Origin of the sequence: Ensifer sp. ENS02, assembly GCF_014851885.1 — a bacterium.
GTDB lineage: Bacteria > Pseudomonadota > Alphaproteobacteria > Rhizobiales > Rhizobiaceae > Ensifer > Ensifer adhaerens.
Genome location: NZ_JACVAO010000015.1, coordinates 58,944 through 84,801 on the forward strand (window position 1 = coordinate 58,944; position 25,858 = coordinate 84,801).

Consider the following 25,858-nt stretch of genomic DNA (forward strand, 5'->3'; position numbering starts at 1 on the left):
GCCAAGGCGGCTTAAGCCGTCCGGCCAAGGCGGCCTGATCAGGACGGCTGCACCATGGCTTCGAGCCGGGCGACGAGGTTTGCCCGGTCGAGATTGAAGTTGCGCTCGATCCAGAGATTTTCGAGTTCGCCGAGGATTTCCCCCACACGCGGGCCGGCCGGCACGCCGGCCTTCAGCACGTCACCGCCATTCAGCGGGAAGCTTGGCCGCTTGAAGGCCTCGGCCCGTGCCAGGAGCCGCCGCAGCGAAGCGGTCTCGGACAAAAACGCCGGGTCGCCTTCCGACTTGCGCCGCGCTGTTGAGAGCACCAGTCGCAGTCTTACGACGATCCCTTCCACGCCATGACGATAGAGCAACCGATCGAATGCCGTGTCGACGATCGTCGCCGGGACCGCAGGCGCCTTCGCCCAGCGGCTGAAATAGGCAGCCTCCGCCTTCGAGACACGCAGACGCTCTGCCATCGCCTCCAGACGCTCCTCATCCGGCGGCACGATCGCGGAAAGGCGCAGAAGCGGGTCCGGCTTCCAGCCGAAGGCCCGCTCGGCGGCAACGAGTTCCGGGATTGCGTCGATGCCCCATTTCTCGGTTTCCGGCAGGATTTCGGTGAGCACGCCGGCCTGGCGCATCCAGAGCAGCGCGCGGCCGGGATCATCGGCCGAAAGCAATTTCTTCGTTTCCGCCCAGACCCGCTCGGCCGAAAGCGTTGCAAGCTTCGAGCGCGCACGGGCACAGGCACGCAAGCCGTCGGCATCCGGCCGGCCGCGGCCGTAATGGGCGAAGAAGCGGAAGAAGCGCAGGATGCGCAGATAGTCCTCGGCGACACGCTCGCTGGCATCGCCGATGAAGCGCAGCGTCCGCGTTTCGATGTCGGCGAGCCCCCCGACATCGTCGAAGACGTCGCCGCGGTCGTTGGCGTAGAGTGCGTTGATGGTGAAGTCCCGCCGCTCGGCATCGGCCTTCCAGTCGGTGCCGAAGGCCACTTCCGCACGGCGGCCATCGGTCGCAACGTCACGGCGAAGCGTCGTGACCTCATAGGGCGTGCCGTCGATGACGAGCGTCACCGTGCCATGGTCGATGCCGGTCGGCACCACCTTGATGCCGGCCGCCTTCGCCCGCTCGGCGACTTCGTCGGGGCGCCAGGTGGTCGCCATGTCGATATCGCCGGCCGGCAAGCCCATCAAGCTGTTGCGCACTGCGCCGCCGACAACCCGGACTTCGCCGCCGTCGACATTGAGCACATCGAAAACGCGACGCAGAGAAGGCGTCGAGAACCAGCCTTCGCCAGCAACCGAGGTCATGCATAAAGCCTTTCATAGAGCATGCGCAGAATTCCGGCGGTGATACCCCAGATGTTGCGGCCGCCATAGGGCATCCGGTAGAAATGCCGTTCCTCGCCCTGCCAGTGGCCACTGCCGCGATCGTGATTGCCGGGGTTCATCAGGAACGACAGCGGCACCTCGAAGACGCTTTCGACCTCTTCCGGGTTGGGCACGAGCTCGAAACCCGGCTTGACCACCGCCAGCACCGGGGTGATGCGGAAACCGGACATGGCCATGTAATGCGGAAGCCGGCCAATGGTTTCGACGAAGCGCGGATCGAGCCCGATCTCTTCCTGCGCCTCGCGCAACGCCGCCACTTCGACCGACCGGTCTTCGGGGTCCACGGCACCGCCCGGAAAGGCGACCTGGCCGGAATGCTTGCGCAGGCTGGTGGTGCGCTGCGTCAAGATAACCGTCGCATCGTCGCCATCATCAACAACAGGCACCAGGACCGCGGCATCCTTGAGCTTCAGCGTCTCCAGATAGGGCACGATGCCCGGATTGAGCAGGAAGTCGCCGTGCTCGCGCCAGGAGGTCTCGATCGGCCCACCCATCTGGGTCAGCGCCCGACGACGAAACTCGTCGGCTGAGAAGGGATGCGCATTCATCGGGAAAGCGCTTCCAGCTCGGCTGCCGGCATGATCGGGAAGACCGCACCGCCCGAGCGCACGCAGAACATCTCCGTGCCGTCGATCGCAACCGTCTCGCCGAGCTCGACGATGTCATACATGACCGGCCGCGACACCAGGGCTTCCAGCCGCCCTCGCACATGCAGGTAAGGCTTCAGCTCGCGGTTCTCGCCATGGATGACGAAGCGCAGCGGATGCTCCGGCCCGGCTTCGACCACGTCGCCGACATTGGTGCGGAAGGTCAGGACCTGCCCCTCCTCCCCCTCGGTCACGCTCATCTCGACGGCGACAAAAGGCGCATCGACGATGCGGATGCCGACCTTTTCCACAGGCGTGACGAGATAGGTGCGCCCATCCTCGTCCTTGCGCAAAACGGTGGAAAACAGCCGCACCAAGGGCTGCCGGCCAATCGGCGTGCCCAGATAGAACCAGGTTCCGTCGGCGCGGATCTCCATGTCGATGTCACCGCAAAACGGCGGATTCCAGCGGTCCACCGGTGGCAGGCCGCGCGCTTTTTCGCCGGTCTGCCCGGCGGCACGCGCAATCAGGGCCGCCAGTCCGGCCGCATCGCCGGTTTGCTGAATTTCGGCTTCTGCCATTGTTCCGTCCCGTTTGACCTCGATTTTGCATCGAGACCTTTGATATCTCACGAGATAGTGCGTCGGCGCCGACTTGTCAGCCGTGCGGCAGGGTCTAAATTGGATTTTGGCGACTGAAATCCAGGCTACCGCATGATTCCTTGAATCGGGATCGATGTAAGGACAGGCGTCATGCGGCGGCTCAATATTACAGCGAGCCTGGCGCGCTCTATAAGGACGCGCGGCGCTGTAGGGGCGATTCGGTTTAACAACGGGCGACCGGGGAGTATGACCATGAGTGTGATGAAGGGCGCGGCTGACGCGATCGACGAGAAGGCGATTGTCGCTGCGGCCGAAAGTGCGCTGGGTGAAATCGCCCGGGTGCGTGCGGAAGTCGGCAAAGTCATCTTCGGCCAGGAAAGCGTCGTCGAGCAGACCCTGCTCGCGGTGCTCTCCGGCGGTCACGCGCTGCTCGTCGGCGTTCCCGGCCTTGCCAAGACGAAGCTCGTCGCCACGCTCGGCACCGTGCTGGGGCTCGATTCCAGCCGCGTACAGTTCACGCCCGACCTGATGCCGTCGGATATTCTCGGTTCCGAAGTGATGGACCAGGACGGGGCCGGCCATCGCTCGTTCCGCTTCATTCCCGGCCCCATCTTCACGCAGTTGCTGATGGCCGACGAAATCAACCGCGCCTCGCCGCGCACCCAATCGGCACTGTTGCAGGCCATGCAGGAGTACCACATCACGGTTGCCGGCGCCCGCAAGGACCTGCCGGCGCCCTTCCATGTGCTCGCGACCCAGAACCCTCTGGAGCAGGAAGGCACCTATCCCCTGCCCGAGGCGCAGCTCGACCGCTTCCTGATGCAGGTCGACGTCGGCTATCCGGACCTCACGGCCGAGCGGCAGATCCTGCTCGAAACCACAGGTGTCGGCGAAGCGACCGCCCACCCGGTCATCGATGCCGCCCGGCTGCTGCAGATCCAGAGCCTCATCCGCCAGATGCCGGTCGGCGAAAAGGTGGTCGACGCGATCCTTTCGCTGGTGCGCTCCGCCCGTCCGGGCAACGGTAATGCCGCGACCGACAAGAACGTCGCCTGGGGTCCAGGCCCGCGCGCCGGCCAGGCGCTGATGCTCTGCGCCCGTGCCCGCGCGCTCTACGACGGCCGTCTGGCGCCTTCGATCGACGATATCCTGGCGCTGGCCGAACCGGTGCTTCAGCACCGCATGGCGCTGACCTTCGCCGCCCGCGCCGAAGGCATGACCGTGCGCGACGTCGTCGCCGATCTGGTGAAGCAGGCCAGAGGCTGACGCATGGCCACCGTCGGGCACATAGTCTCGCGTACTCCCGCCAGTGAAGTGCTTTCACGAGCGCAGCAGCGCGCCATGCTCGTACCCGATTGCCTGGTCGAGGCGCGACGGATCGCCAACACCGTAATTTCCGGCTGGCATGGCCGGCGCAAGCGCGGCATCGGCGAGAATTTCTGGCAGTTCCGGCCCTATTCGGACGGCGAGAGCATGTCGCGCATCGACTGGCGGCGTTCTGCCCGTGACGACCATACCTACGTGCGCGACCGCGAATGGGAAGCCGCCCACACCATCTGGCTGTGGGCCGATCTTTCGCCGTCGATGATGTACAAGTCGAAGCTCGGCACCGTGTCCAAGGAGAGCCGTGCGCTGGTACTGATGCTGGCGCTCGCCGAAATCCTCGCGCGCTCGGGCGAGCGCATCGGCTGCCCGGGCATCATGGAGCCGGTCTCGGCGCGCAACGCCGCCGAACGGCTGGCGGCCGCCATCATGCTGAGCCCACTTGCCGAGGGCCTGCCGGAAACCGGAATGATCCGCAGCGCCAGCGACCTCGTGCTGATCGGCGATTTTCTCGATCCTGCCGAAAAGATCATGGACCGCCTCGGCCCGCTGGCCAGACGCGGCCTGCGCGGCCATGTGGTCGAGATCGCCGACCCGGCCGAAGAAGTGTTTCCCTATTCCGGCCGGACCGAATTCACCGACCCGGAGACCGGCGAGAAGCTGACCGCCGGCCGCGCCGAAGTGCTGCGTGAAGACTATCAGCGCGCCTATATTGGCCGCCGCGACACGCTGGGCGTGACGCTGCGCCATCTCGGCTGGACCTTCACCCCGCACAAGACCGACCGGCCCGCCTCCGAGGCGCTCGTCGCCGTGCACACCTATCTCTCCGGCATGCCGGGACGCGCGACCCACGGAGGCCAGCTATGAGCGGCCTCGCCTTCCTCTTCACCAATCCGGCCATCCTTGCCGCCCTGGTTGCCCTGCCGGTCATCTGGTGGCTGCTGCGCATGACGCCGCCAAGGCCGTCGGCCGAAGTCTTCCCGCCGCTGCGCATCCTCGCGTCGGTGATGAAGCGTGAGGAGACCCCGGCGCAAAGCCCGTGGTGGCTGACGCTGTTGCGCATGCTGATGGCCGCCGCCCTTATCCTTGCGATCGCCGATCCGGTGATCAACCCGCGGCAGAACACGCTTTCGTCAGCCGGTCCGCTTGCCCTCGTCATCGACAATAGCTGGGCGACGGTCTCCGACTGGAACCAGCGGGTCGAAGCCGCCGGTGCGCTGATCGACGACGCGGAAGCCAAGGAGCTTCCCGTTTCGATCGTCTTTACCACCGACCGCCAGCACGACGCGACGCCCGCTTCCGCCGCCGCGGCGCGCGACCGCCTGGCCGCCGCCCAGCCGCAACCGCTGCCGGCCGACCGAGAGCGGGCACTCGCTGCCATGAAGGCCGCGCTTGCCGGCTCTCCGCCCGGCACCCTCGCCTTCCTCAGCGACGGCATCGAAGCGTCGAATGGCGGGACGATGCAGCAGATCGCAGAGCTCGGCGCTACGAATGTCCGCCGGGTCGAGGGCAATGCGGAAAGCGCCATCGCACTGACGGCAGCGACCAACGAAAACGACGGAATGCGGGTTACCGCCTCGCGCCTGCCGCTCGGCGAGCCACGCGCCTATTACGTGCTTGCCCGTGACATTCGCGGCACGGCGATCGCCGAGGGCGAGCTTCGCTTCGCGACGGGCGCCACCACGGCGGATGCCTTGCTGAAGGCGCCCTTCGAGCTGCGCAACGACTTCGCACGTCTGACGATCGAGGGCCAGGCGACGGCCGGCGGCCTGCACTTGCTCGATGACGGCAACCGCCGCCGCCGGGTCGCGCTGCTCAGCGGCGAGGTTCATCAGTCGCAGCCGCTGCTTTCGCCGCTCTACTACATCAAGCGCGCGCTCGAGCCGCATGCCGACCTGATCGAACCCCGCGAAGAGGCGGTCGGGAAGGCAATCGCCGAGCTTCTGGCGCAAAATCCGTCGATCCTCGTCATGGCCGACGTCGGCCGTTTGCCGGACGAAAGCTACCCGCTGGTCACGCGCTGGCTGGAAAATGGCGGCATGCTGGTGCGCTTCGCCGGCCCGAGGCTCGCCGGCGCGCCCGCCGACGACCCGCTCGTACCGGTCGTGCTCCGGCAGGGCGAGCGTACGCTCGACGGCGCGCTTTCCTGGTCGGAACCGCAGCCGCTTGCCGATTATCCGTCCTCGAGCCCCTTTGCCGGACTGGAACGCCCGCGTGACGTCCTGGTAAAGCGCCAGGTGCTGGCGCAACCGACACCCGATCTCACGGAGCGGACCTGGGCCAACCTCGCCGACGGCACACCGCTGGTGACGACCGCCGAGCGCGGCCGCGGCCGCATCGTGCTCTTCCACGTGAGCGCCGATCCGAACTGGTCGAACCTGCCGATCTCCGGCTCGTTCGTCGACATGCTGCGCCGCTCCATCCAGCTGTCGCGCGCCGGCGGCGTTGCCGGCGATCAGCCAAGCAAGGCGCAGACGTTGCCCCCCTATCGCCTGGTGAGCGCCCGCGGCGAACTGACCGGCGACACCGGCAGCGCTCGACCGCTCGAAATCGCACCCGGCATCGCGCCCACCGTTTCCGCCGACACGCCCCCCGGCCTCTACGGCTCGGAGGAAGGTTTCGTCGCCAACAATCTGCTGCCTGACGGCGGCAAGCTCACCCCGATTACAGGCAATCTCGTCGGAGCGCGGGCCGAAGGACTGGAGGGCGCCCGGCCCTTCTCGATCCGACCCTACCTCTTCGGGCTGGCGCTGGCGCTCTTCGTCCTCGATACGCTGATCGTTCTCTACATGGCCGGCGGTCTCGCCGGGCTGCGCCGGCGCGCAGGGCGCGGCGCCGCGGCCGCGGCACTGGTCGCAACCCTTGGCCTTGCGACGCTCGGCCTTGTAGCCGCTCTCGCCCCGGCGATCGCACATGCGCAGGACAGCCAGCCGAGCGACGAGCAGACGTTGCAGCGGCTGGACACGACCCATCTCGCCTATGTCATCACCGGCGAGCAGGAGGTCGACCGCCTCTCCGAACAGGGCCTCATCGGCCTCAGCAACTATCTGACCTACCGGACGGCGCTCGAACCCGGAGCGCCCGTCGGCGTCGACCTCGAACAGGACGAGCTGGCCTTCTACCCGATCATCTACTGGCCGGTTTCGGCCACCGCTCCGATGCCAAGCAGCCGGGTCATGAGCCGGATCGACGCCTATATGCGCAACGGCGGCACCGTTCTCTTCGACACGCGCGACCAGTTTTCCTCGCTGACACCGTCGGACGCCGGCGACAGTCCCAACGTGCAGCGCCTGCAGGCGATGCTGAGCGGGCTCGACATTCCGCCGCTGGAGCCGGTGCCCTCCGACCACGTGCTGACGAAGGCCTTCTATCTGCTTTCGAACTTCCCCGGGCGCTATGCGGAAAGCCAGCTCTGGGTCGAGGCCGCCCCCAATGACGACGAAGACCGCAGCAATCGCCCCGTGCGCGGCGGCGACGGCGTCACGCCGATCATGATCACCGGCAACGATTTTGCCGGTGCCTGGGCCGTTGACGTCAACGGCGCGCCGCTCTTGCCGACAGTGCCGCCGGACGAGATGCAGCGCGAATATGCCTACCGCGCCGGCGTCAACATCATGATGTATATGCTGACGGGCAACTACAAGGCCGATCAGGTTCACGTGCCGGACCTTCTGCAAAGGCTTGGACAGTGAGGGCCGATCGATGACCTATGGCTTTGCCCCGCTGATCCCGTGGATCTACTTCGTCCCGCTGCTCGCAATCGCGGCGCTGTTCATCGCCTATGGCCTCTGGCAGAAGGTGCGCGGCGCCTGGCTGCGCCTGGCCGCACTCGCAGCGCTCGGACTGGCGATCGCCAACCCCTCCATTTTCGTGGAGCTGCGCGATCCGCTCTCGACCATCGTCGCCGTCGTCGTCGACCGCAGCCAGAGCCAGCAGAACGGCGACCGCACCGCGCAGACCGATCGCGCCGTCGAGGGCCTGAAGGAACGGCTGGCGGCCATACCGCTGATCGAGCCGCGGATCATCGAGGCAAACACCGATCCGGCAGATGTCTCACCGTCGACCAATCTCTTTGGCGCGCTTGCCTCCTCGCTGTCTGACGTTCCCCCGGCGCGCATCGGCGGCGCCATTTTCGTCACCGATGGCCAGATCCACGATGTGCCCGATGTCGCTCGCGCGCTCGGTTTCGACGCGCCCGTGCACGGGCTGATCACCGGCAAGCCCGATGAATTCGACCGGCGTGTCGAACTGATCAACCCGCCGCGCTTCGGCATTGTCGGCGAGGAACAGAAGCTCTCGTTCCGGGTGGTCGACGACGGGGCGGCACCCGGCGGCAGCGCCGAAGTCACGATCCGCCTCAACGGCAACGAGATCGCCCGCGAGAGGGCCGAGCCCGGCACGGACGTCCCGTTCGCCTTCAACGTTCCGCGCGGCGGCAACAACGTGCTCGAATTTGCCGTCGATGCCGTTCCGGGCGAAGTGACGACGGCCAACAACCGCGCGGTCCACGTGCTCGACGGCATTCGCGAGAACCTGCGCGTGCTCTTGGTCTCCGGCGAGCCGCATGCCGGCGAACGCGCCTGGCGCAACCTCTTGAAATCCGATGCGGCCGTCGATCTCGTACATTTCACCATTCTGCGTCCGCAGGAAAAGCAGGACGGCACACCGATCAACGAGCTATCGCTGATCGCCTTTCCGACGCGCGAACTCTTCGTCGACAAGATCAACGAGTTCGATCTGATCATCCTCGACCGCTACCAGCACCGCGGTCTGTTGCCGATCCTCTACTACGACAACATCGCGCAATATGTGGAGAACGGTGGCGCGCTGCTGATCGCGGCAGGTCCCGAACATGCCGGCGACGATTCGATTGCAGCGACACCGCTTGAGGCAGTGCTGCCGGCCGCGCCGACGGGCGTCATGAACGAAAAGGCCTTCTTCCCGCGCCTGTCGGAGGAAGGAAAGAAGCATCCGGTGACCCGGGGTCTGGAAGGCTCCGACAGCGAGCCGCCGCATTGGGGCCGCTGGTTCCGCACCGTCGACGTCAACCGACCGCAGGGCCATACGGTCATGGAAGCGGCCGACGGCAAACCGCTGCTGGTGCTCAACCGTGTCGGCAAGGGCCGCGTCGCCATGCTGCTCTCCGATCAGGGCTGGCTCTGGGCTCGCGGCTTCGAAGGCGGCGGACCCCACGTTTCGCTCTATCGGCGCACCGCCCATTGGCTGATGCAAGAGCCCTCGCTCGAAGAAGAGGCGCTGACGGCACGCGCACGCGGCCGGACACTCGAAATCACCCGCCAGACGATCGATGGCGATCCGGGTCCGGTGACGCTGGTCGCTCCCTCCGGCGGGAAGCAGGACGTCAAGCTGACCGAACGCCAGCCGGGCCTCTACTCGGCCGAAGTCGCCACCACGGAAACCGGGCTCTTCGAGATGTCGAACGGCGAGCTCACGGCTCTTGCCCATGTCGGCGACCCCAACGCTCCGGAATTCAAGGCCGCGATCTCGACCGAGGACAAGCTGCGTCCCTGGGCGGAAAAGACCAAGGGCATCGTGCGGCGCCTCGCAAGTGCCGATGGACCGCTCGACCTGCCCACGGTTCTGCCGGTCAGGGGCTCGATCCGAGCGGCAGACGACCAGCGGCTCTCGATCCGCATGACCGACGAAACCGTGCTGAAGGGCGTCAATTCAGTGCCGCTGTTTACCGGCTTCCTTGGTCTTGCGGCGCTGCTGCTGCTGATTTCCGCCACCTGGTATCGCGAGGGACGATGAGCGACAGCACCATCGTCGTCAGCGACCTTCGCGACGCACCGCATTTCTTCGATGCCGTGGCCGACCGCGTCTGGCGCGCCTGGTGGGAGCCGCACGGCTTCCCGCTGGAACACATTACCGGCCTGCTTCAGGCGAGCCTTGCCGACGATGCCGAGCCGCTGTGTCTGGTGGCGCATGCCGGCGACCGTTTCGTCGGCACCGCCTCGGTCATCGCCTCCGATCTTGAGGAGCGACCGGATCTCACGCCGTGGGTTGCTGCCGTCTGGGTCGATCCGCCGTTCCGCGGGGCAGGTATCGGCGGCGACATCGTGCTGAAGGCAGCGCAGGCGGCGTTCGATACCGGCGCCGAAGCCGTGCATCTTTGCGCCCTCTCGGGCAAGCGCGCCTTCTACGAGCGTCTCGGCTGGCAGCTCGACGAGACGGATGTCGGCGAAGACCGCCTGGATGTCTTCAGCATGCGCCGTGTCGAAAGGTAAAGGCTGATGTTCGTCGTCACCGACGCCCCGCCGCCCGAGGCGATCGAAGCAATCGGCAACGGTCTTGCAGCCTTCAACGCCGCCGACGTCGGCCCGTCGGAGCGACGCCCCCTCGCCGTCCTTGTCGGCGGCCCCGAGGCACAGGGAGCCCGCGGCGGCCTGAACGGCTACACCGGCTGGGGCTGGCTATTCGTGCAATGGCTGTGGTTACCGGAAGATCTTCGCGGACAGGGGCTTGCCGGCAAGTTGCTCCAGGCGGCCGAGGACGAAGCGCGCAATCGCGGCTGCCACAGCGCCTGGATCGACACCTTCAACCCGCGGGCCCTGCGCGCCTACGAGCGTCAGGGCTATGCGGCCTTCGGTGAACTGCCGGATTTCCCTGTTGGCCGAACCCGGGTGTTTCTGAAGAAATCGCTCGTCGCGCGATAAGGTCCGGAATCAGACGGCAAGCGGTAACGCAATCGGCTCCGCCTGCATCAGCCTATCATCCCGCCAGGCGATAACGCCGGCAAGTCCGGCATGCACACCCTCTGCCATCGGCACGACGAGCACCCGCGCCGGGTCGACCGGCCCAGGGAACTCGAGTGCCGCGTAACGCACCTTCTCGAAGCCGAGCGGCTGGTAATAGGGCGGATCGCCGACAAGGATCACCGCGTGTGAGCCCTTGCGCCGCGCCGCCTCGACCGCGATACGCACCAATTCCCGGCCGATGCCCTGGTTCTTGTGCGACGGCCTGACGGCGAGCGGTCCGAGCAGGTGGCCCTTGATCGAGCCCGCCATGACCGGCGTCATCCGGACCGATGCGATCGTCTCGCCATTGTCGGCGCAGATGAAGGACAGCGACCGGTCATGCGGCCCCTGCTCGCGGATGCGCGCGGCCGCCCGGGCAAACCGGCCGGGGCCGAAAGCTTCTTCGTTGATGATTTCGATGGCTGCGTCATGGGACGCGTCTTCGGTCAGATAGACGAGATCGTGCTTTTTCATGAGATCGAGAAACCAGGCATGCGAACAGACATAGGGATGGCTTCGCCCGATGAGGGCGTTGGCAGCATCAGCGTCGTCGCAGGTTTCCCGAGAACATCATCTGTGCGGATTCTTCCAGACACGAAAAAAGTTGTGAAATCGCCGATAGCAGAAATTTGCCCTCTGTCAAAGCCTAAAACGCACTGTTCCGATTTCGCCACCTATCGAATGTCGCTGGAAGCGCTATCTATTGACGCAACGATCACGAAGGAGTTTGTCCGATGGGCAGGTTGGTAGATGGCGTCTGGCAGGACGTCTGGTACGACACGGTGGCAACGAACGGCCACTTCAAGCGCAGCGCTTCGCAGTTCCGCAACTGGGTGACGGCGGACGGATCGGCCGGCCCGAGCGGCGACGCCGGCTTCAAGGCCGAGGCCGATCGCTATCACCTCTATGTTTCGCTCGCCTGTCCATGGGCCCATCGTACGCTGATCTTCCGCAAGCTGAAAAAGCTCGAGGACCTGATCTCCGTTTCCGTGGTCGATCCGCTGATGCTCACCCAGGGCTGGGAATTCAAGGACGGCGGCATCGGCACCGGCGATCATCTCTTCGGCTCGAAGGCGCTGTGGCAGGTCTATACCCGCGCCGATGCCAACTATTCCGGCCGCGTGACCGTGCCCGTCCTCTGGGACAAGAAGCAGAACACCATCGTTTCGAATGAATCCTCCGAGATCATCCGGATGTTCAACTCCGCCTTCGATGGCCTGACCGGCTCGACGCTCGATTTCTATCCGGAAGAGCTGCGCGGCGAGATCGATGCGATGAACACCGACGTCTACAATGACGTCAACAACGGCGTCTACAAGGCAGGCTTTGCCACCACGCAATCCGCCTACGAGGAAAGTGTGACGGCACTCTTTGCCCGGCTGGACAAGCTGGAAGAGCGCCTCGGCTCGCACCGTTACCTCACCGGCAGCCGCCTCACCGAGGCCGACTGGCGGCTATTCACGACGCTGGTGCGCTTCGATCCTGTCTATGTCGGCCATTTCAAGTGCAACATCCGCCGGATCGCCGACTATCCGAACCTCCAAGGGTATCTGCGGGAACTCTATCAGGTGCCGGGCGTGGCCGAGACGGTCGACATGCGCCACATCAAGGAGCACTACTACCGCAGCCACACGACCATCAACCCGACCGGCGTCGTGCCGGTGGGCCCGGTGCTCGACCTCACCGCCCCGCACGGCCGCGAGGCGCTGTAACACTGCACTGAAAGGGCAATCGATCGCTACCAGTAGCGATCGATTGCGATGCCGCCGGCAAGTTCCGCAAGCCGGCGGCGTGTTGCCGGCGTGGTGTCGTCAGGCAGCGCGTCCAGTGCGAAGAAGCCACTTTCGGAAATCTCGAGATCGGGCGTTTTCGGCGCGCTCTGGCTGACACCGTCACAGCGGTAGAAGACGACGTGGTCGCGGCGGCTCGTGCGCCTGTTGTAGTAGACCTGGATGAGCACCGGCGGCGCCGAAACTTCGAGGTTCCCCTCCTCGCGCAACTCCCGCAGCAAGCCGTCGATCGAGGCCTCGTCGCGGTCGAGCCCTCCGCCCGGCAGGTGCCAGCCCGGCAGGTAGGAGTGGCGGACGAGGAAAACGCGGCCCTCGCCATCGAAACAGGCCGCCCGCACACCCATCGTCATGCCACGCGCAACAGCGTAGTAGCCATGCGCAAGCCACATCAGCAGCCGGAGATACCAGCGCCGCATCTCCGGTGGCCGATCTTGTTCCAGGCGTTTTTTCCTTCCTCGTCCCGGCCACACGCGATTCATCGGGCGACCTGATTCCCCTCGGCCGGAATATGCGCTAGACGGGGTCGATGTTCAAACTCGCCCATATTTCCGACGTCCACCTCGGGCCCTTGCCCGAGCTATCCCTCAGGGAACTCGCTTCCAAGCGCATCACCGGTTTCGTCAACTGGCATCGCAACCGCAGCCGCCATCTCTTCACCGGTACGCTCGACACCCTGCTGGCCGACATCGAGAAGAAGGATCCGGACCATCTGGCGATGACGGGCGATCTCGTCAATCTCGCCTCCTCGCTCGAGATCAAGGCGGTCACCGAATGGCTGGAGGATGCGGGCAAGCCGGAAAACATCTCCGTCGTTCCGGGCAACCACGACGCCTATGTTCCGGGCGCCTACGAGAAGACCACCCGTGCCTGGTATCCCTATATGCGCGGCGACGATGCGCCGGCGCATTGGCATGACCGGCACCGCTGCTTTCCCTACATGCGCGTGCGCGGCCCGGTGGCGCTGATCGGCTGCTCGACCGCCGTTGCGACCCCGCCCTTTGCCGCCAGCGGCTATTTCGGCCAGCGCCAGGCCCGCGCCACCGTCAATCTGCTGAGACAAGCCGGCGAAGCCGGGCTCTTTCGCATCGTCATGATCCACCATCCGCCGATCCGCGGCGCAACCTCGATGCACAAGCGCATGATCGGCATTCGCCGCTTTGCTGCGACGATCTCGTCCGGCGGCGCCGAACTCGTGATCCACGGCCACACGCACCTCAACACTGTCTATTGGCTGAAGGGCCAGCATGCCCCTGTCCCGGTTGTCGGCATCGCCTCGGCCTCGCAAGGTCCTGGCGGCCACAAGCCGCCGGCAGCCTACAACCTGTTCACCGTCGCCGGTGAAGCCGGAAACTGGCACCTGACGCGCGAGCGCTACGCCCTGAACGACGATGCCACCACGGTGTCGCTCGCCGAAACCACACGCTTCTAGCCGAACGCAGCCTCCCTCTGCAGAAAATTCATCGCCCGGCGAATAAACCCCGGCCCTGCTGCGTCATACTCCGGTCCGCCGCCGCATGGCAGCGCGCCCGCCTCTGCGCGAATGCAGGACACGCAGTCGTTTGAAACAGCGCGAGGCTTTCGCGGTCATGCGCCAGCAATGGGAGATGGCATGATGAACCACAAGAACCTCGTTTTCGCCCTGTTTGCCGCCGGGGCAACCAGCTTCATGGCGCATGCGGTGATGGCCGCCGGCGAGGATACGAGCGAACCGCCGAAGAAAACCAAGACGACCAGCGAATGCACCGACGGCAAGGTATGGGACGCCAAGAAAAAGGCCTGCGTTGACGCCAAGAAGAGCGACCTTGGCGACGATATCCTGTTCCAGGCTGCCCGCGAACTCGCCTATGCCGGCCAGTATGAAAATTCGATCAGGGTGCTCGGCGCCGTCAAGGACCAGCAGAGCGCCCGGGTGCTCAACTACCTCGGCTATGCCAACCGCAAGGCCGGGCGCATGGAACTCGGCATGCAGTACTACAAACGCGCGCTCCAGGCCGACGAGAACTACATCCTCGCCCGCTCCTACATGGGCCAGGCGCTGATCGAACAGGGCCGCGTCGAGGAAGCGCGTGTGCAACTCGTCGAGATCCGCGACCGCGGCGGCGAAAACACCTGGGCTTACCGCGCCTTGCTGCAGTCGCTCGGCGGCGTCCGCCAGTACTGACCGGGCGGTAACATGGACGGGCGGCGCCAGGCGCCGCCTCGATCCGACGTTCCACGGACACGGACTGGGACGCTAGGTTTTCTTCGACCCGCTTGCCGCCGGCCCGTTCTTTTTGGGCTCGCTTGCCTTGGCTGCATTTCCCTTCGCCCCGCCTGCTGAGGGACCGCTTCCCGTCGTGTCGTCAGCAATCGACTTTGCCTCGTTCTTCTTCTCCGACCATTCCGGCGGCAGGCCGAGCGCGCCGCCGGCGATGCCGCCGAGACCGGATCCCTTGCCGAACACGGCGCAATCCGGATCGGTGGGTTTGCCGGTGACCGCATAGGCGACGCTGTTCTTGACGTTCTTCATCGACGGCAGCTCAAAATCGGACTTCATCGGGTCACCCGATTTTTCGAGCAGCGCACTGAAGTCGCTTGAGAAGTCGCCTGCAAGCTCGAAGGCGTCGGCAGCCGTCGAGGCGCGGGACCCGTTGGTGAGGATGTTGGCGCCACGCGCCCATGCCAGCCCGGCGATCTGCTTGCCCATCGGGTCGAATGCCTCCGCCTCGACCGCGAGACTTCCAAGGCCGATGGGAATGCGCGGAACCGGGATCGGAGCGACGGCCGAGGTGACAGTCGACACGCCGGCGACGACTGCATTGGTCGATTTGACCTTGCTGATCACGGAGCGCACCGCCATGTCGGCGGGCTTGGAGATCGGCACGACGTCGAATTGCTCGCTCAGGGCTTCGCAGAGCGACCGGTCGATCGCCGTGGCCACCAGCTTCTTTTGCGGATCCCCGAGCTTGTCGAGATCCGCGGTGGCGGCAAAGGTCGTCGGGATCACATGCACCGTCTTGACGTTCTTGGTGGCAGCAGAATCCACCCGGTACTTCGTCTTGGTCACCATCCCGTCGCTGGCAACGAAATCCTTGTAGGAGGATAGAGACCCCGTTTCCATGACCTGGGCGCTCTGGCAGGCGGCGAGCCCCGCAAACAAAGGCACCAGCGCAGCCGTGCGAATGACGGCCGCACCTCCCCGAATGCGGCGTCCGCCACAATGTCTCCCGACAAACCTGACAATACTCATGCCATTGCGATGCTGTGCGTTCATTGGCGTGTCCCCGACGTCGACCTGCAGTTGTGCATGAGGTCCGGCCAGATTCGGGCCGAACTTTGACGCGATCTCCGGCCACCATTGCAGTTAACGGTAACGAAGCGCGTGATTAACGGCCGCGGGCAAGCGAAAGCTTTTTGGGAAAAGGCGCCATGAAGCAGCAGAATTTGCTTTCCGTTCCGGGACTTCCCTTGCAGACTAAGGAGCAAATGTTTCATATCATCCGCTTGTGCGCAGCACGGCGAATAAATGCATGATCCGGCACGTTTCATTGGAAGAGAAATGCGTCCAGCGGCAGAAACGAAGGACTTCAGACGCGACTTGGTCAGCCTGCTGCCCAAATTGCGCCGTTTCGCGATGACGCTGACGCGCAATGCCAATGACGCCGACGACCTCGTCCAGGAAGCCTGCGAGCGCGCGATCACCCGCAGCCACCTCTGGAACGGAGAGGGCCGGCTGGAAAGCTGGGTCTACGCGATGACGCGCAATCTCTGGGTCGACGAAATCCGCAAGCGCAAGGTTCGCACCGGCAGCGGCACCGTCGATGCGCTCGGACATGACGAACTCAGCATCGAGCCGTCGGCCGAAAAAGCCGTCTACGCCAATCAGTTGCAGAAGATGATCCTGTCGATGCCCGAGGGGCTGGCGAGCGTATTCCTGCTGGTCAATGTCGAAGGCCACAGCTATCGCGAGACCGCCGATATCCTGGGCATTCCGATCGGCACCGTCATGAGCAGACTGTCGACCGCGCGCCTCAGGCTCGCGGCGATGATCTCAGAGAATACCGAAAGGAGGGCCTGACCGTTGCAACAGACAAGGGGTCAAGCGCTCGAAGTGCGCCTTTCTGCCTATATCGACGGCGAGATCGGCGAAGCTGAACGAACCGAACTCGACGCGATTCTCGCCCGCGACGAGGACGCAAAGGCATTGTTCGAGAGGCTGAAGGCCGGCAGCAGCTTCGGCGATACCGCCTTCGAAGATTTCCTGCACGATCCCGTGCCGCTCGCTCTTGTCCGGCAAATCAAGCAGGGTCCAGGGGTCAATCCGAAGACCGAGCGGATTGCGGCAACGACGACCACTGTCCGGCACGCGCGGGTCTGGCCGCGCATGCTTGCCGCATCGGTGGCCCTGCTGCTGCTCGGCGGCGGCGCCGGCTTCATCGTCGGGACGGCGAACACCGGGAGCGAGCCGACCAAGCTCGCCGCGGCGCGTGGCTGGCTCGACGACATCGCCGACTATCACCGCATCTATTCGCGGCAGAAGGAGCATCTGGTCGAGGTCCCGGCGACAGAGGGACCGAAGATCGAGACCTGGCTTGCCGCAAGCGTCGGCGTTCCCTTCAAGGTCCCGCAGCTTTCCGGCAAGGGCCTGACCTTCGAGGGCGCGCGGCTGCTCGTCGCCAACGGCAAGCCCGTGGCGCAGCTCGTCTACCGAAGCACCGAAGGCGAAATCTTCGCGATCTGTTTCCTCAAGAACACCACCGGCCCGCAGGCGGAGCAGTTCGACGAGAGCATCCGCGACGATCTCGGCATGGTCTCCTGGCAGCGAGGCGGCGCCTCTTTCGTGCTCGTCGGCCCGTCTTCCCATGTCGGCATCCAGGACATCGCCGAAGCCGTCGCCGCGACGATCTGAGATCGACGGCATTCCCCTACCCCTGAAACGAAAAGGCCGCGCCGGGTTTCCCCGACGCGGCTTCATTCGTAACGCTGAAGTGTGTCAGCCGCGCTTCATCTCGAGTACGCGGTTTGCCGCCGAAACGATCGCTTCGAGCGAGGCGGCAACGATGTTGGTGTTGATACCGGCGCCGAACAGCTTGCCACCCGGGTGCTCCATCTCGACATAGGCGATCGCGGCTGCGTTCGAGCCGTGCTGCAGCGAGTGCTCGGAGTAATCCGCAACCGAGAGGTCGATGCCGAGATAGATCGACAGCGCATTGATGAAGCCGTCGATCGGGCCGGTGCCCTTGCCTTCGATGCGCTTGACCTCGCCATTGTCGGTGATCTCGGCCGCCACCACGCGCACGCCCTTGTGCTCGCCCACCGGATAAGTGTGATGGTCGACGAACTTGATGCGCCCGCCCGGCTGCTCGACGTAGCGCTCGATGAAGCGCTCGTAGATGCGCTTGGACGGCAGCTCCTTGCCTTCCTCGTCGGTGATGCGCTGGATGTCCTCGCGGAACTCGACCTGGAGGTTGCGCGGCAGGTTGATGCCGTAGTCTTCCTGCAGGATGTAGGCGATGCCGCCCTTGCCCGACTGCGAGTTGATGCGGATGATCGCCTCGTAGGAGCGGCCGACGTCACGCGGATCGATCGGCAGGTACGGCACTTCCCAGAGCGGCTTGTTGGCGGTCTTGATTGCCTTCATGCCCTTGTTGATCGCATCCTGGTGCGAGCCGGAGAAGGCCGTGTAGACCAGTTCGCCGACATAAGGATGGCGCTCGGGAATGACCATCTGGTTGGAGTATTCGTAGACTTCCTTGATCCGCTCGATATCGGAGCAGTCGAGCTGCGGATCGACGCCCTGCGTGAACATGTTCAGCGCCAGCGTCACGACATCGACGTTGCCGGTGCGCTCGCCATTGCCGAACAGCGTGCCTTCGACGCGGTCGGCGCCGGCCATCAGGCCCAATTCGGTGGCGGCGATGCCGGTGCCGCGGTCGTTGTGCGGGTGCAGCGAGATGATCAGGCTTTCGCGGTTGTCGAGGTTGCGGCACATCCATTCGATCTGGTCGGCATAGATGTTCGGCGTCGCCATCTCGACGGTCGAGGGCAGGTTCAGGATCAGCTTGTTGTCTGGCGTCGGCTTGACGATCTCGGTGACCGCGTTGCAGATCTCCAAGGCCACTTCGAGTTCGGTGCCGGTAAAGCTTTCCGGCGAATACTCGAAGCGGTAGCCGCCGCCGGCCTTGGCCGCCATGTCGGTGATCATCTTGGCGGCGTCGGTCGCAATCTGCTTGATGCCGCGCACGTCCTTGGCAAACACCACACGGCGCTGCAGTTCACTCGTCGAATTGTAGAAATGCACGATCGGTTGGTGCGCACCTTCCAGCGCTTCGAAGGTGCGGGTGATCAACTCGGGCCGGCACTGCACCAGCACCTGCAGCGACACATCCTTGGCGACATTGCCTTCCTCGATGCACCAGCGGGCAAAATCGAAATCGGTCTGCGAGGCCGAGGGGAAGCCAATTTCGATTTCCTTGAAGCCCATGTCGAGCAGCAGCTGGAACATGCGGGCCTTGCGATCGTGCCCCATCGGGTCGACCAGCGACTGGTTGCCGTCGCGCAGGTCGACCGAGCACCAGATCGGTGCCTTGGTGATCGTCTTCGACGGCCAGGTACGGTCGGTGAGCGCGATCTGCGGATAGGCCTGGTACTTCACCGCCGCTTCCGGCATGCCAATCTTAACGGGATGGGATTTCTGGATCATTGCAGCTTCTCTTCATCACTGGACGTCCTGGCCGCCTTGCCATACCCGATCGGGGATCGGATTGCGATGGCTAATGCCGCGCCGAACGCGCCTTTATCCTAAAACACTTGATGGGGTCGAGGAGCATCCGCCGGCGTGGCTTTTCGGCCGCCGGGCGCTCCTCAGCGAACCCGGCAACCGCGAGTAAGGCCGAGAAGAAGAAGCGAGGCGAAGGCGCGCGACGGCGCACGATTGGTATCGTGTCCGGCGGGGATCGAGGCGATCCGATATGCGTCAGCCTTGGTCATGCTCAAAGCCTATACACGGCTTGCCAGAGTGGAGCAAGCCACGCGATGGCGAGGATCACCGCAAAAAGAAAAGGGCACCGGCAAAATGCCGATGCCCTCCAAGCCCTTGACTGGCTTGCGAACTCAGATGTCCGCAGCAGACGAGATGATCCGCGAAACGAGCCCATAGGACTTCGCTTCCTCAGCGGAAAGCCAGTAATCGCGGTCCGTGTCCTTGGCGATCTTCTCGACCGGCTGGCCGGTTGCGTCGGCGAAGATCTTGTTCAGGCGATCGTTCATCTTGATGATTTCGCGTGCCTGGATCTCGATGTCCGACGCCATGCCGCGGGTGCCGCCCGACGGTTGGTGAAGCAGGAAGCGGGTGTTCGGCAGGCAAATGCGACGCTCCTTGGGAGCGCCGACAAAGATCAGCGCGCCGGCGGAAGCGACCCAGCCGGTGCCGATGGTCCAGACCTTCGGCTTCACGAACTTGATCATGTCGTGGATGCTGTCGCCCGATTCGACATGGCCGCCCGGCGAATTGACGAAGATGCGGATGTCTTCGTCGCTGGCGGCGGCAAGCGCCACGAGCTGCGAGCAGACCTTCTGCGCCAGTTCCTGATTGATCGACCCGTAGATGAAAATCGAACGCGACTTGAAAAGGTTCGCCTCCGTTTCCTTGCCGAGCGGCAATTCGGTCTTCTTGTCGTCCTCGTCGTCGTTCATCATCCGTTTTTCTCCGGCATCTCATGAAGTCTTCAGTCAAAGTCAGATAATGCGACTCGACGCCGAAGACAATGCAACAAACCGAAGCGGCGACAAAGCAGCAAGGTCGACTATGCTTATGGTAAAAACACCTACCGCCAAATGCCGTATAGACAGGGGGACGGAGGCCAATAAGATCGGTCGCGTCAAACACTCAAGAGTGGGGCCAGCCTCCCAGGTCCCGCCCATCCATGGGGACACGCATGAACAGACGCATCCTGATCGCCACTGCCGCGCTGATAGCCTCCGCCGCACCCGCCTTCGCCCATCTCAATCCGGCAGAGCACGGCTCGTTTGCCGCCGGCTTCTCGCATCCGCTGTTCGGACTTGACCATATCCTCGTCATGGTCGCCGTCGGCCTCTGGGCGGCGCAGATCGGCGGCCGGGCGCTCGTTGTCGTGCCGGCGGCCTTCGTCGCGATGATGGCAGCGGGCTTCGCGCTGGCGGTTGCCGGTGTCGGCCTGCCCTTCGTCGAGCCGGCGATCCTCGCCTCGGTGGTGGCGCTCGGCCTGCTTGTTGCCATGGCGGTGCGGCTCGACACGGCGGCATCCGCTGCGATCGTTGGCGTCTTCGCCCTCTTCCACGGCCATGCCCATGGCGGCGAACTCGGCAGCGCCGGGGCGCTTGCCTTCTCGGTCGGCTTCATCCTCGCCACCGCCGCGCTGCATGTGGCCGGCATCGGCCTCGGCATCGCCCTTCAGCGCCTCTCCGGCGGCGGCCTGCTTGCCCGCCTCCTCGGCGGTCTCACGGCTCTGGCCGGCGCTGCCTTGATCTTCGGCTGAAATCAAACGGGCATGCAGCACGGACGAATTATCTTTCTGAACGGCACGTCGAGTGCCGGAAAGTCAACGCTGGCAAAGGCGCTCCGGGAAATCCTCCCGGAGCCCTTTTGTTTCTATGCCTCCGACCAGCTTGCCGACGCCGGATTTCGGGTCCTTAGGCGCGGCATGCATCCTGGAATGCGCGGCGAGCGTGCGAGGTTCTTCGACGGATTTCATCGCTCGATCGCAGCCTTCGCCGAGGCCGGCAACGACCTGATCGTCGAGCACATCGTCGAGGAGAAAAGCTGGTCCGACGATATCAGAAGGCAAACCGCGCATCTGGACACCTTCTGGGTCGGAGTGCACGCGCCGATCGAAGACCTGGAGCGTCGCGAGCGCGAGCGCGGCGACCGCACGATCGGCGAAGCCCGCTTTCACCTGAAGACGCACGATTACTGCGCCTACGACCTAGAAGTGGACACGCGCGACCCGACCGATCAGATCGCCGCGCGCATCGTTGACGCCTGGCTCAAACGCCAGTCACTCAGACCGTAGCGGGGGGATCTCCCGCTTTAGCCGCGACCGCGATAGGTCGGCACGCCCTGGTCGGGCAGCCACAGGCCCTCGGGCGGCTTGCCGGTCTGCCAGAAGACGTCGATCGGGATGCCGCCGCGCGGATACCAATAGGCGCCGATGCGAAGCCAGCGTGGCTGAAGCAACGACACCAGCCGTTGGGCGATCTCGATGGTGCAATCTTCGTGGAATGCGCCGTGGTTACGGAAGGAATGCAGGAACAGCTTCAGCGACTTCGATTCCACCAGCCATTCGTCCGGCACATATTCGATGACGATATGGGCGAAATCCGGCTGGCCGGTCATCGGGCAGAGCGAGGTGAATTCCGGCGCGGTGAAGCGCACCAGATAGTCCTTGCCCTTGTTGCCGCTCGGGACCCGCTCCAGCACCGCGTCTTCCGGGCTCTGCGGCAGGTCGACCTTTGCGCCCAGTTGCGAAAGGCCGGATACGTCAGTCTTGCTCATTTGCCTGTTGCTCCATGAGAACATCCGCGCGTGGGTGCGGTCGACGCTGGCCTCTGCCCTCGCCGACCCGCTCCATTTGCGGCCCTTAAATCAGAACTGCCTCAAGAAGGAAACCTCGTCACGGTTGAAGTGCCGTCGACCTTGAATCAGTGGCGCCCGACCGTCGTCTTGACGCGCACACCATGCGCCTTCTCACCTTCGGGCTCCACATGGATCGCGATCTTGGCACCGGGATGCACGTCCCGGATCGCATCCTCGATCCGGTCGCAGATGTCATGCGCCTCGCCGACCGGCATCAACTCCGGCACGACCATGTGGAAATCGACGAAGATCGCCGGACCGGCCTGACGGGTCTTCAGATCGTGCACGCCGAGCGAACCCGCGGCGTTGGCGGCGATCGCCTGTTTGATCGCTTCTTCTTCCTCACCCGAGACGGCCCGGTCCATCAGCCCGTCGATCGAGCGCGAGATCACCATCCAGCCCTGGTAAAGAATGTTGCAGGCGACAATGACGGCCAGCAGCGGATCAAGGATCGCGTAGCCGGTGGCGATCGCAAGCACGAGGCCGACGAGAACGCCGATCGAGGTGACGACGTCCGACAGGATGTGGTGGCCGTCGGCGCTGAGTGCCGGCGAGCGGTGCTTGCGGCCGGCGGTGATCAGCACATAGGCCCAGATGGCGTTGATGACGCCGGCGACGAAGTTGATCGCCAGGCCCAGAGCCGGTGCTTCCATCAACACTGGCGCCATCATTGCCGGCACCGCCTCCCAGACGATGAGCAGTGCCGCAACGACGATCAGAACGCCTTCGATAACGGCCGAGAAATACTCCGCCTTGTGGTGACCGAAGGGGTGGCCGGCGTCGGCCGGCTTGGAAGCATAGCCGATCATCAGATAGGCGATGACCGCCGCGATCACGTTGACGGTCGACTCCAGCCCGTCGGAGAGAAGCGCGATCGAGCCTGTCAGCCACCAGGCAAGCAGCTTCAGGCCGAGCACAGCGAGCGAGAGCGGTATGCCCCAGAAAGCAAGGCGGAGCACGGTGCGGTTTTCGGTTCCAGTCGTCATTGTCATTCCTCGTGCAGATGCAAACGAGTTGCAAACGCAAGCCCATTCAAACGCAAAACCGCCCGCGCGAATTTTCGCGCAGGCGGTCGATGGACAAGCATATGCTGGATTAAGCGGCGCTTGTCAAAGATTGGATCGGCCGGTTCCGGTTTCTCCGCAGGCAATCGCCTCGAAAGGCAGAGCACCGGCTTCGATCTCCGCATCACCGGCGGCCTTATCGCCCCTGCCGATGAAGAAGAATACCACGGCCGCAGTTGCGACAGTGATGCCGGTCAAAACCAGAAGCAGGACGCTGAACGCGTCGCCATAGGCCTGCAGCAGCGCGGCGTGCGATGTCTCAGGGGCAAGCTGCATCGCCGCGGGCAGATTGCCGGTGACGATGCGCTGCGCCATGGGAGCCGCAGTGGCGCCGGCTTCCGATCCGAGGTTCCAGGCCGTAAGCGCGGAGAGGATGGCGGTCACGATCGCCAGCGCAATGCCCTCCCCGGCCACGCGCGTGGTGCTGAAGATGCCCGTCGCCATCCCGGCGCGCTCCTTCGGCACGACACTGACCGCAAGCCCGTCCATCAGCCCCCAAGGCAAGCTGATGCCGAGACCGATCATCATCAGTGGTGCAAGCAGCGTGGCCGGCCCGGACCCCGCCGGAAACAGACTGAGCCAGAGGAGCCCGGCCGCCGAGATCAGCAAGCCCACACCGCAGATAACCGCCGGCGTGAACCAGCGCGTCAGAAGGCCCGCCGCGATCGGCAGGATCAGAAGCGGCGCGGACATGGCGATCATCATCTGCCCGCCCGCGACGGCGCTCATGCCTTCGATACCGATGAAGCGGACCGGAAGCAGGATGAGCAGCACCACGAAGCCGTAGGCGGGGGCTGCCGCCAGCAATTGCACGCCGACAAAACGCGGATATCGAAACAGCGTCAGATCCAGCATCGGCCGCGCGACCGAACGCTCGATCCGCCAGAAGGCCAGGAAGAAGAACACCGATGCCGCGAGCATCGCGAGCACGAGCGGATGGCTCCAGCCGCTTTCCGGACCCTGCAGAATGCCGAAGGTGAGTGCGGTGAGCGCCGCCGTGAAACTTGCCGCTCCCTTCCAGTCGAGGCCAGCAGCGTCCGGATCGCGCGTTTCCCGCAGGAAGACCGCACCGAGTGCCAGAGACAGGCCGGCGAGCGCCACGACCAGGACGAAGATCGCCCGCCAGCCGAAGGCCTCGACCATCAGGCCGGAGGCGATCGGCCCAAAGGCAAGGCCGACACCGAAGCTGGCGCCGACCAGGCTGAAGGCCCGGAGCCGCTCGTTCTCGTCGAATTCCTGCGCAAGCGAAGCCATACCGCCGGCAAAGGCGGCGGCTGCCCCAATACCCTGAAGCGCTCTCAGGGCATCGAACCATAGGATATCCCGAGCGAAGGCGAGCCCGGCCGAAAACAGCAGGAAGGCCGCAAGACCGCCCAGGAACACGCGTTTGCGACCGAAACTGTCGGCAAGCGCACCGGCCGCCATCAGCGAACTGCCAAAGGTCAGCATGAAGGCGTTGGTGACCCAGTTGAGGGCAACTGGATCGGCGCCGAGGCTGCGACTGATCGACGGCAGCGCCACCGCCGGTCCGGTGAAGGTGAGCGGCATTGCCGCCGCGGCGCAACAGACCGCAAGAAGGACGAGCCGGCGCCCGCGTGGTTCTTGAATTTCGGTTCTCATTCCCCGTTCCATCCGTTCGAGCAAAGGGGATACCCGCGCAGGCCCGGTAGGACCTTGCGTCTTGAGGTCGGCACTTGCCGGGTATCGATTGACGAATGCAGGATAGTTTCGACATAATTCGATGAGAACGGCATCAACGCTCCGATCATACCGGAACAAAACGCTCGAATGGAGGTAGCATGGATCGCTTGAGCGGCTTGACCGCCTTCGTCCGCACCGCCGACCTCGGCAGTTTCGTCGCGGCCGGTCGCGTGCTCGGCCTGTCCGCTTCCGCGGTCGGAAAGGCTGTTACCACTCTCGAACGAGAACTCGGCGTCCGCCTGCTGCAGCGCTCGACCCGTAGTATCCGCTTGACCGAGGAGGGACGCCTCTTTCACGAGCGCTGCCGCCGCATCCTCGATGATCTCGATGACGCCGAGGCGTCATTGGCGGACGCCGTGGCGACGCCGCGCGGTCGGCTGCGCGTCAGCGTGCCGATCGTCAGCTACCACCTGCTGTTGCCGGTGCTGCCGGCGTTCGTACGGCGTTATCCCGAAATCGAACTCGACCTCGACTTCAACGACCGCATCGTCGACCTGATCGACGAGGAAGTGGATGTCGCGATCCGCAGCGGCGTGCTGCCGGATTCACGACTGATGACGCGCGCGCTCAGGCCGTTCCAGCTTCTGCTCTGCGCTGCTCCGTCATACCTTCGAGAGCATGGCAGGCCCGAATGCCCCCGCGACCTCGAAGGACACCATGCGGTTCGCTTCCGCTTTCCCAACAGCCGCAAGCTGCAGGAATGGCCGATCACGCTGCCGCCTGAGGGAAAGGAGCCGCGCCTCAAGACCGTGCTGAACTGCAACAACATGGAAGCGCTCGGCGGCGCCGTGCTTAGCGGCCTCGGCATCGGCTGCCTGCCGGACTTTCTCGCCCGCCACCATCTTCGCGACGGCAGACTGCACACAGTGCTCGACGCCCATCTCGACGCGCCCGGACAGTTCCACCTGCTGTGGCCGTCGAACCGTCACCTCTCCCCCAAGGTCCGCGTCTTCGTCGATTTTCTGAGCGAGCGACTGTTTGCCGATCGCTGCGAGAATGTGCCGGCCATTCAGGCGGCACAGTAGGAACAGAAAGGGCCGCCTCCACGGTGGAAGCGGCACC

Annotated in this window: 25 protein-coding genes; 14 read left to right on the forward strand and 11 right to left on the reverse strand. The window is 64.6% G+C overall.

Annotated elements, in window-relative coordinates; all coding sequences use genetic code 11:
• Nucleotides 1–38: 38 nt before the first annotated feature.
• From IB262_RS27415 to IB262_RS27425, 3 genes are read right to left on the reverse strand one after another with little or no spacing between them, the layout of a single operon-like run.
• On the reverse strand, nt 39–1,298 hold the full coding sequence (locus IB262_RS27415) for a CCA tRNA nucleotidyltransferase (RefSeq protein ID WP_112975091.1): 1,260 nt from the start codon (nt 1,296–1,298) through the stop codon (nt 39–41).
• Nucleotides 1,295–1,927, reverse strand: a complete 633-nt coding sequence (locus IB262_RS27420) for a CoA pyrophosphatase (RefSeq protein WP_034788821.1) — start codon at nt 1,925–1,927, stop codon at nt 1,295–1,297. The genes IB262_RS27415 and IB262_RS27420 overlap by 4 nt, the downstream gene beginning before the upstream one ends.
• Nucleotides 1,924–2,547 (reverse strand): DUF1285 domain-containing protein, encoded by a 624-nt coding sequence (locus IB262_RS27425; protein ID WP_034788824.1) that lies wholly within the window; start codon nt 2,545–2,547, stop codon nt 1,924–1,926. Before IB262_RS27425 ends, IB262_RS27420 begins: the two co-directional genes overlap by 4 nt.
• A gap of 273 nt (nt 2,548–2,820) precedes the next feature.
• On the opposite strand from IB262_RS27425, the gene IB262_RS27430 reads away from it, so the two are divergent.
• The 6 genes from IB262_RS27430 to IB262_RS27455 are packed head-to-tail and all read left to right on the forward strand — an operon-like array spanning nt 2,821 to nt 10,568.
• Nucleotides 2,821–3,834 carry a MoxR family ATPase gene (locus IB262_RS27430; RefSeq protein ID WP_034789050.1) on the forward strand — a complete coding sequence of 338 codons (1,014 nt, stop codon included), beginning with the start codon at nt 2,821–2,823 and terminating at the stop codon, nt 3,832–3,834.
• 3 nt (nt 3,835–3,837) lie between these two features.
• Complete coding sequence (locus tag IB262_RS27435; RefSeq protein ID WP_112975092.1) at nt 3,838–4,758, forward strand: DUF58 domain-containing protein; 921 nt, start codon at nt 3,838–3,840, stop codon at nt 4,756–4,758.
• Entirely contained in the window at nt 4,755–7,583 is a 2,829-nt protein-coding gene (locus IB262_RS27440) for a DUF4159 domain-containing protein (RefSeq protein WP_192357206.1), read from the forward strand. The genes IB262_RS27435 and IB262_RS27440 overlap by 4 nt, the downstream gene beginning before the upstream one ends.
• Nucleotides 7,584–7,593: 10 nt before the next feature.
• Entirely contained in the window at nt 7,594–9,663 is a 2,070-nt protein-coding gene (locus IB262_RS27445; protein ID WP_112975094.1) for a hypothetical protein, read from the forward strand.
• A complete protein-coding gene (locus IB262_RS27450) occupies nt 9,660–10,139 on the forward strand; it encodes a GNAT family N-acetyltransferase (RefSeq protein WP_162728690.1) in 480 nt (159 codons plus the stop codon). The genes IB262_RS27445 and IB262_RS27450 overlap by 4 nt, the downstream gene beginning before the upstream one ends.
• Before the next feature lie 6 nt (nt 10,140–10,145).
• Nucleotides 10,146–10,568, forward strand: a complete 423-nt coding sequence (locus IB262_RS27455; RefSeq protein WP_112975095.1) for a GNAT family N-acetyltransferase — start codon at nt 10,146–10,148, stop codon at nt 10,566–10,568.
• 9 nt (nt 10,569–10,577) lie between these two features.
• Here the strand turns inward: IB262_RS27455 and IB262_RS27460 are convergent, their stop codons facing one another.
• Entirely contained in the window at nt 10,578–11,123 is a 546-nt protein-coding gene (locus IB262_RS27460; protein WP_060518737.1) for an N-acetyltransferase, read from the reverse strand.
• Nucleotides 11,124–11,383: 260 nt separating this feature from the next.
• On the opposite strand from IB262_RS27460, the gene IB262_RS27465 reads away from it, so the two are divergent.
• Nucleotides 11,384–12,361: a glutathione S-transferase family protein gene (locus IB262_RS27465; RefSeq protein WP_034788840.1), complete on the forward strand. Its 978-nt coding sequence runs from the start codon at nt 11,384–11,386 to the stop codon at nt 12,359–12,361.
• A gap of 26 nt (nt 12,362–12,387) precedes the next feature.
• Here the strand turns inward: IB262_RS27465 and IB262_RS27470 are convergent, their stop codons facing one another.
• Nucleotides 12,388–12,855, reverse strand: coding sequence for an NUDIX domain-containing protein (locus IB262_RS27470; protein WP_034788845.1), 468 nt, complete (start codon nt 12,853–12,855; stop codon nt 12,388–12,390).
• 110 nt (nt 12,856–12,965) lie between these two features.
• Here IB262_RS27470 and IB262_RS27475 point away from each other — a divergent pair, with 110 nt between their 5' ends.
• Together IB262_RS27475 and IB262_RS27480 are read left to right on the forward strand one after the other, a co-directional pair.
• Nucleotides 12,966–13,868 carry a metallophosphoesterase gene (locus IB262_RS27475; protein ID WP_034788848.1) on the forward strand — a complete coding sequence of 301 codons (903 nt, stop codon included), beginning with the start codon at nt 12,966–12,968 and terminating at the stop codon, nt 13,866–13,868.
• A gap of 183 nt (nt 13,869–14,051) precedes the next feature.
• Nucleotides 14,052–14,600, forward strand: coding sequence for a tetratricopeptide repeat protein (locus tag IB262_RS27480; protein WP_082566327.1), 549 nt, complete (start codon nt 14,052–14,054; stop codon nt 14,598–14,600).
• A gap of 72 nt (nt 14,601–14,672) precedes the next feature.
• On the opposite strand, the gene IB262_RS27485 is transcribed toward IB262_RS27480, so the two are convergent.
• Nucleotides 14,673–15,692 (reverse strand): DUF3313 domain-containing protein, encoded by a 1,020-nt coding sequence (locus IB262_RS27485; RefSeq protein ID WP_112772275.1) that lies wholly within the window; start codon nt 15,690–15,692, stop codon nt 14,673–14,675.
• A 285-nt stretch (nt 15,693–15,977) separates the two neighbouring features.
• Here IB262_RS27485 and IB262_RS27490 point away from each other — a divergent pair, with 285 nt between their 5' ends.
• Complete coding sequence (locus IB262_RS27490) at nt 15,978–16,496, forward strand: RNA polymerase sigma factor (RefSeq protein ID WP_034788854.1); 519 nt, start codon at nt 15,978–15,980, stop codon at nt 16,494–16,496.
• 3 nt (nt 16,497–16,499) lie between these two features.
• Nucleotides 16,500–17,327, forward strand: coding sequence for an anti-sigma factor (locus IB262_RS27495; RefSeq protein ID WP_060581732.1), 828 nt, complete (start codon nt 16,500–16,502; stop codon nt 17,325–17,327).
• A gap of 84 nt (nt 17,328–17,411) precedes the next feature.
• Here the strand turns inward: IB262_RS27495 and leuA are convergent, their stop codons facing one another.
• Together leuA and IB262_RS27505 are read right to left on the reverse strand one after the other, a co-directional pair.
• Nucleotides 17,412–19,121, reverse strand: a complete 1,710-nt coding sequence (gene leuA, locus IB262_RS27500; protein WP_112975096.1) for a 2-isopropylmalate synthase — start codon at nt 19,119–19,121, stop codon at nt 17,412–17,414.
• 410 nt (nt 19,122–19,531) lie between these two features.
• Nucleotides 19,532–20,116: an ATP-dependent Clp protease proteolytic subunit gene (locus IB262_RS27505; RefSeq protein WP_034788862.1), complete on the reverse strand. Its 585-nt coding sequence runs from the start codon at nt 20,114–20,116 to the stop codon at nt 19,532–19,534.
• A 239-nt stretch (nt 20,117–20,355) separates the two neighbouring features.
• Here IB262_RS27505 and IB262_RS27510 point away from each other — a divergent pair, with 239 nt between their 5' ends.
• Together IB262_RS27510 and IB262_RS27515 are read left to right on the forward strand one after the other, a co-directional pair.
• Complete coding sequence (locus IB262_RS27510; protein ID WP_060518747.1) at nt 20,356–20,934, forward strand: HupE/UreJ family protein; 579 nt, start codon at nt 20,356–20,358, stop codon at nt 20,932–20,934.
• Between the two features lie 12 nt (nt 20,935–20,946).
• Nucleotides 20,947–21,468, forward strand: coding sequence for a chloramphenicol phosphotransferase (locus IB262_RS27515; RefSeq protein WP_112975097.1), 522 nt, complete (start codon nt 20,947–20,949; stop codon nt 21,466–21,468).
• Nucleotides 21,469–21,485: 17 nt separating this feature from the next.
• Here IB262_RS27515 and queF read toward each other — a convergent pair whose 3' ends face one another.
• The 3 genes from queF to IB262_RS27530 form a co-directional block, all read right to left on the reverse strand.
• Entirely contained in the window at nt 21,486–21,950 is a 465-nt protein-coding gene (gene queF / locus IB262_RS27520) for a preQ(1) synthase (RefSeq protein WP_112975098.1), read from the reverse strand.
• A 146-nt stretch (nt 21,951–22,096) separates the two neighbouring features.
• Nucleotides 22,097–23,023 carry a cation diffusion facilitator family transporter gene (locus IB262_RS27525; RefSeq protein WP_060518750.1) on the reverse strand — a complete coding sequence of 309 codons (927 nt, stop codon included), beginning with the start codon at nt 23,021–23,023 and terminating at the stop codon, nt 22,097–22,099.
• A gap of 117 nt (nt 23,024–23,140) precedes the next feature.
• Complete coding sequence (locus IB262_RS27530) at nt 23,141–24,715, reverse strand: MFS transporter (RefSeq protein WP_112772279.1); 1,575 nt, start codon at nt 24,713–24,715, stop codon at nt 23,141–23,143.
• Between the two features lie 179 nt (nt 24,716–24,894).
• On the opposite strand from IB262_RS27530, the gene IB262_RS27535 reads away from it, so the two are divergent.
• Nucleotides 24,895–25,821, forward strand: a complete 927-nt coding sequence (locus IB262_RS27535) for a LysR substrate-binding domain-containing protein (RefSeq protein WP_060581726.1) — start codon at nt 24,895–24,897, stop codon at nt 25,819–25,821.
• The last annotated feature ends 37 nt before the right edge of the window (nt 25,822–25,858 follow it).

Excerpts from the sequence above, each read along its gene's own strand:
- IB262_RS27455 (WP_112975095.1), top strand. The coding sequence starts at position 10,146 with ATGTTCGTCGTCACCGACGCCCCGCCGCCCGAGGCGATCGAAGCAATC.
- IB262_RS27435 (WP_112975092.1), top strand. The coding sequence starts at position 3,838 with ATGGCCACCGTCGGGCACATAGTCTCGCGTACTCCCGCCAGTGAAGTG.
- IB262_RS27460 (WP_060518737.1), bottom strand. The coding sequence starts at position 11,123 with ATGAAAAAGCACGATCTCGTCTATCTGACCGAAGACGCGTCCCATGAC.
- IB262_RS27480 (WP_082566327.1), top strand. The coding sequence starts at position 14,052 with ATGAACCACAAGAACCTCGTTTTCGCCCTGTTTGCCGCCGGGGCAACC.
- IB262_RS27420 (WP_034788821.1), bottom strand. The coding sequence starts at position 1,927 with ATGAATGCGCATCCCTTCTCAGCCGACGAGTTTCGTCGTCGGGCGCTG.
- IB262_RS27415 (WP_112975091.1), bottom strand. The coding sequence starts at position 1,298 with ATGACCTCGGTTGCTGGCGAAGGCTGGTTCTCGACGCCTTCTCTGCGT.
- queF (WP_112975098.1), bottom strand. The coding sequence starts at position 21,950 with ATGAGCAAGACTGACGTATCCGGCCTTTCGCAACTGGGCGCAAAGGTC.
- IB262_RS27470 (WP_034788845.1), bottom strand. The coding sequence starts at position 12,855 with ATGCGGCGCTGGTATCTCCGGCTGCTGATGTGGCTTGCGCATGGCTAC.
- IB262_RS27510 (WP_060518747.1), top strand. The coding sequence starts at position 20,356 with ATGAACAGACGCATCCTGATCGCCACTGCCGCGCTGATAGCCTCCGCC.
- IB262_RS27445 (WP_112975094.1), top strand. The coding sequence starts at position 7,594 with ATGACCTATGGCTTTGCCCCGCTGATCCCGTGGATCTACTTCGTCCCG.
- IB262_RS27490 (WP_034788854.1), top strand. The coding sequence starts at position 15,978 with ATGCGTCCAGCGGCAGAAACGAAGGACTTCAGACGCGACTTGGTCAGC.
- IB262_RS27465 (WP_034788840.1), top strand. The coding sequence starts at position 11,384 with ATGGGCAGGTTGGTAGATGGCGTCTGGCAGGACGTCTGGTACGACACG.
- IB262_RS27535 (WP_060581726.1), top strand. The coding sequence starts at position 24,895 with ATGGATCGCTTGAGCGGCTTGACCGCCTTCGTCCGCACCGCCGACCTC.
- IB262_RS27450 (WP_162728690.1), top strand. The coding sequence starts at position 9,660 with ATGAGCGACAGCACCATCGTCGTCAGCGACCTTCGCGACGCACCGCAT.
- IB262_RS27525 (WP_060518750.1), bottom strand. The coding sequence starts at position 23,023 with ATGACAATGACGACTGGAACCGAAAACCGCACCGTGCTCCGCCTTGCT.
- IB262_RS27530 (WP_112772279.1), bottom strand. The coding sequence starts at position 24,715 with ATGAGAACCGAAATTCAAGAACCACGCGGGCGCCGGCTCGTCCTTCTT.
- IB262_RS27475 (WP_034788848.1), top strand. The coding sequence starts at position 12,966 with ATGTTCAAACTCGCCCATATTTCCGACGTCCACCTCGGGCCCTTGCCC.
- IB262_RS27430 (WP_034789050.1), top strand. The coding sequence starts at position 2,821 with ATGAGTGTGATGAAGGGCGCGGCTGACGCGATCGACGAGAAGGCGATT.
- IB262_RS27485 (WP_112772275.1), bottom strand. The coding sequence starts at position 15,692 with ATGAACGCACAGCATCGCAATGGCATGAGTATTGTCAGGTTTGTCGGG.
- IB262_RS27505 (WP_034788862.1), bottom strand. The coding sequence starts at position 20,116 with ATGATGAACGACGACGAGGACGACAAGAAGACCGAATTGCCGCTCGGC.
- IB262_RS27425 (WP_034788824.1), bottom strand. The coding sequence starts at position 2,547 with ATGGCAGAAGCCGAAATTCAGCAAACCGGCGATGCGGCCGGACTGGCG.
- IB262_RS27440 (WP_192357206.1), top strand. The coding sequence starts at position 4,755 with ATGAGCGGCCTCGCCTTCCTCTTCACCAATCCGGCCATCCTTGCCGCC.
- leuA (WP_112975096.1), bottom strand. The coding sequence starts at position 19,121 with ATGATCCAGAAATCCCATCCCGTTAAGATTGGCATGCCGGAAGCGGCG.
- IB262_RS27515 (WP_112975097.1), top strand. The coding sequence starts at position 20,947 with ATGCAGCACGGACGAATTATCTTTCTGAACGGCACGTCGAGTGCCGGA.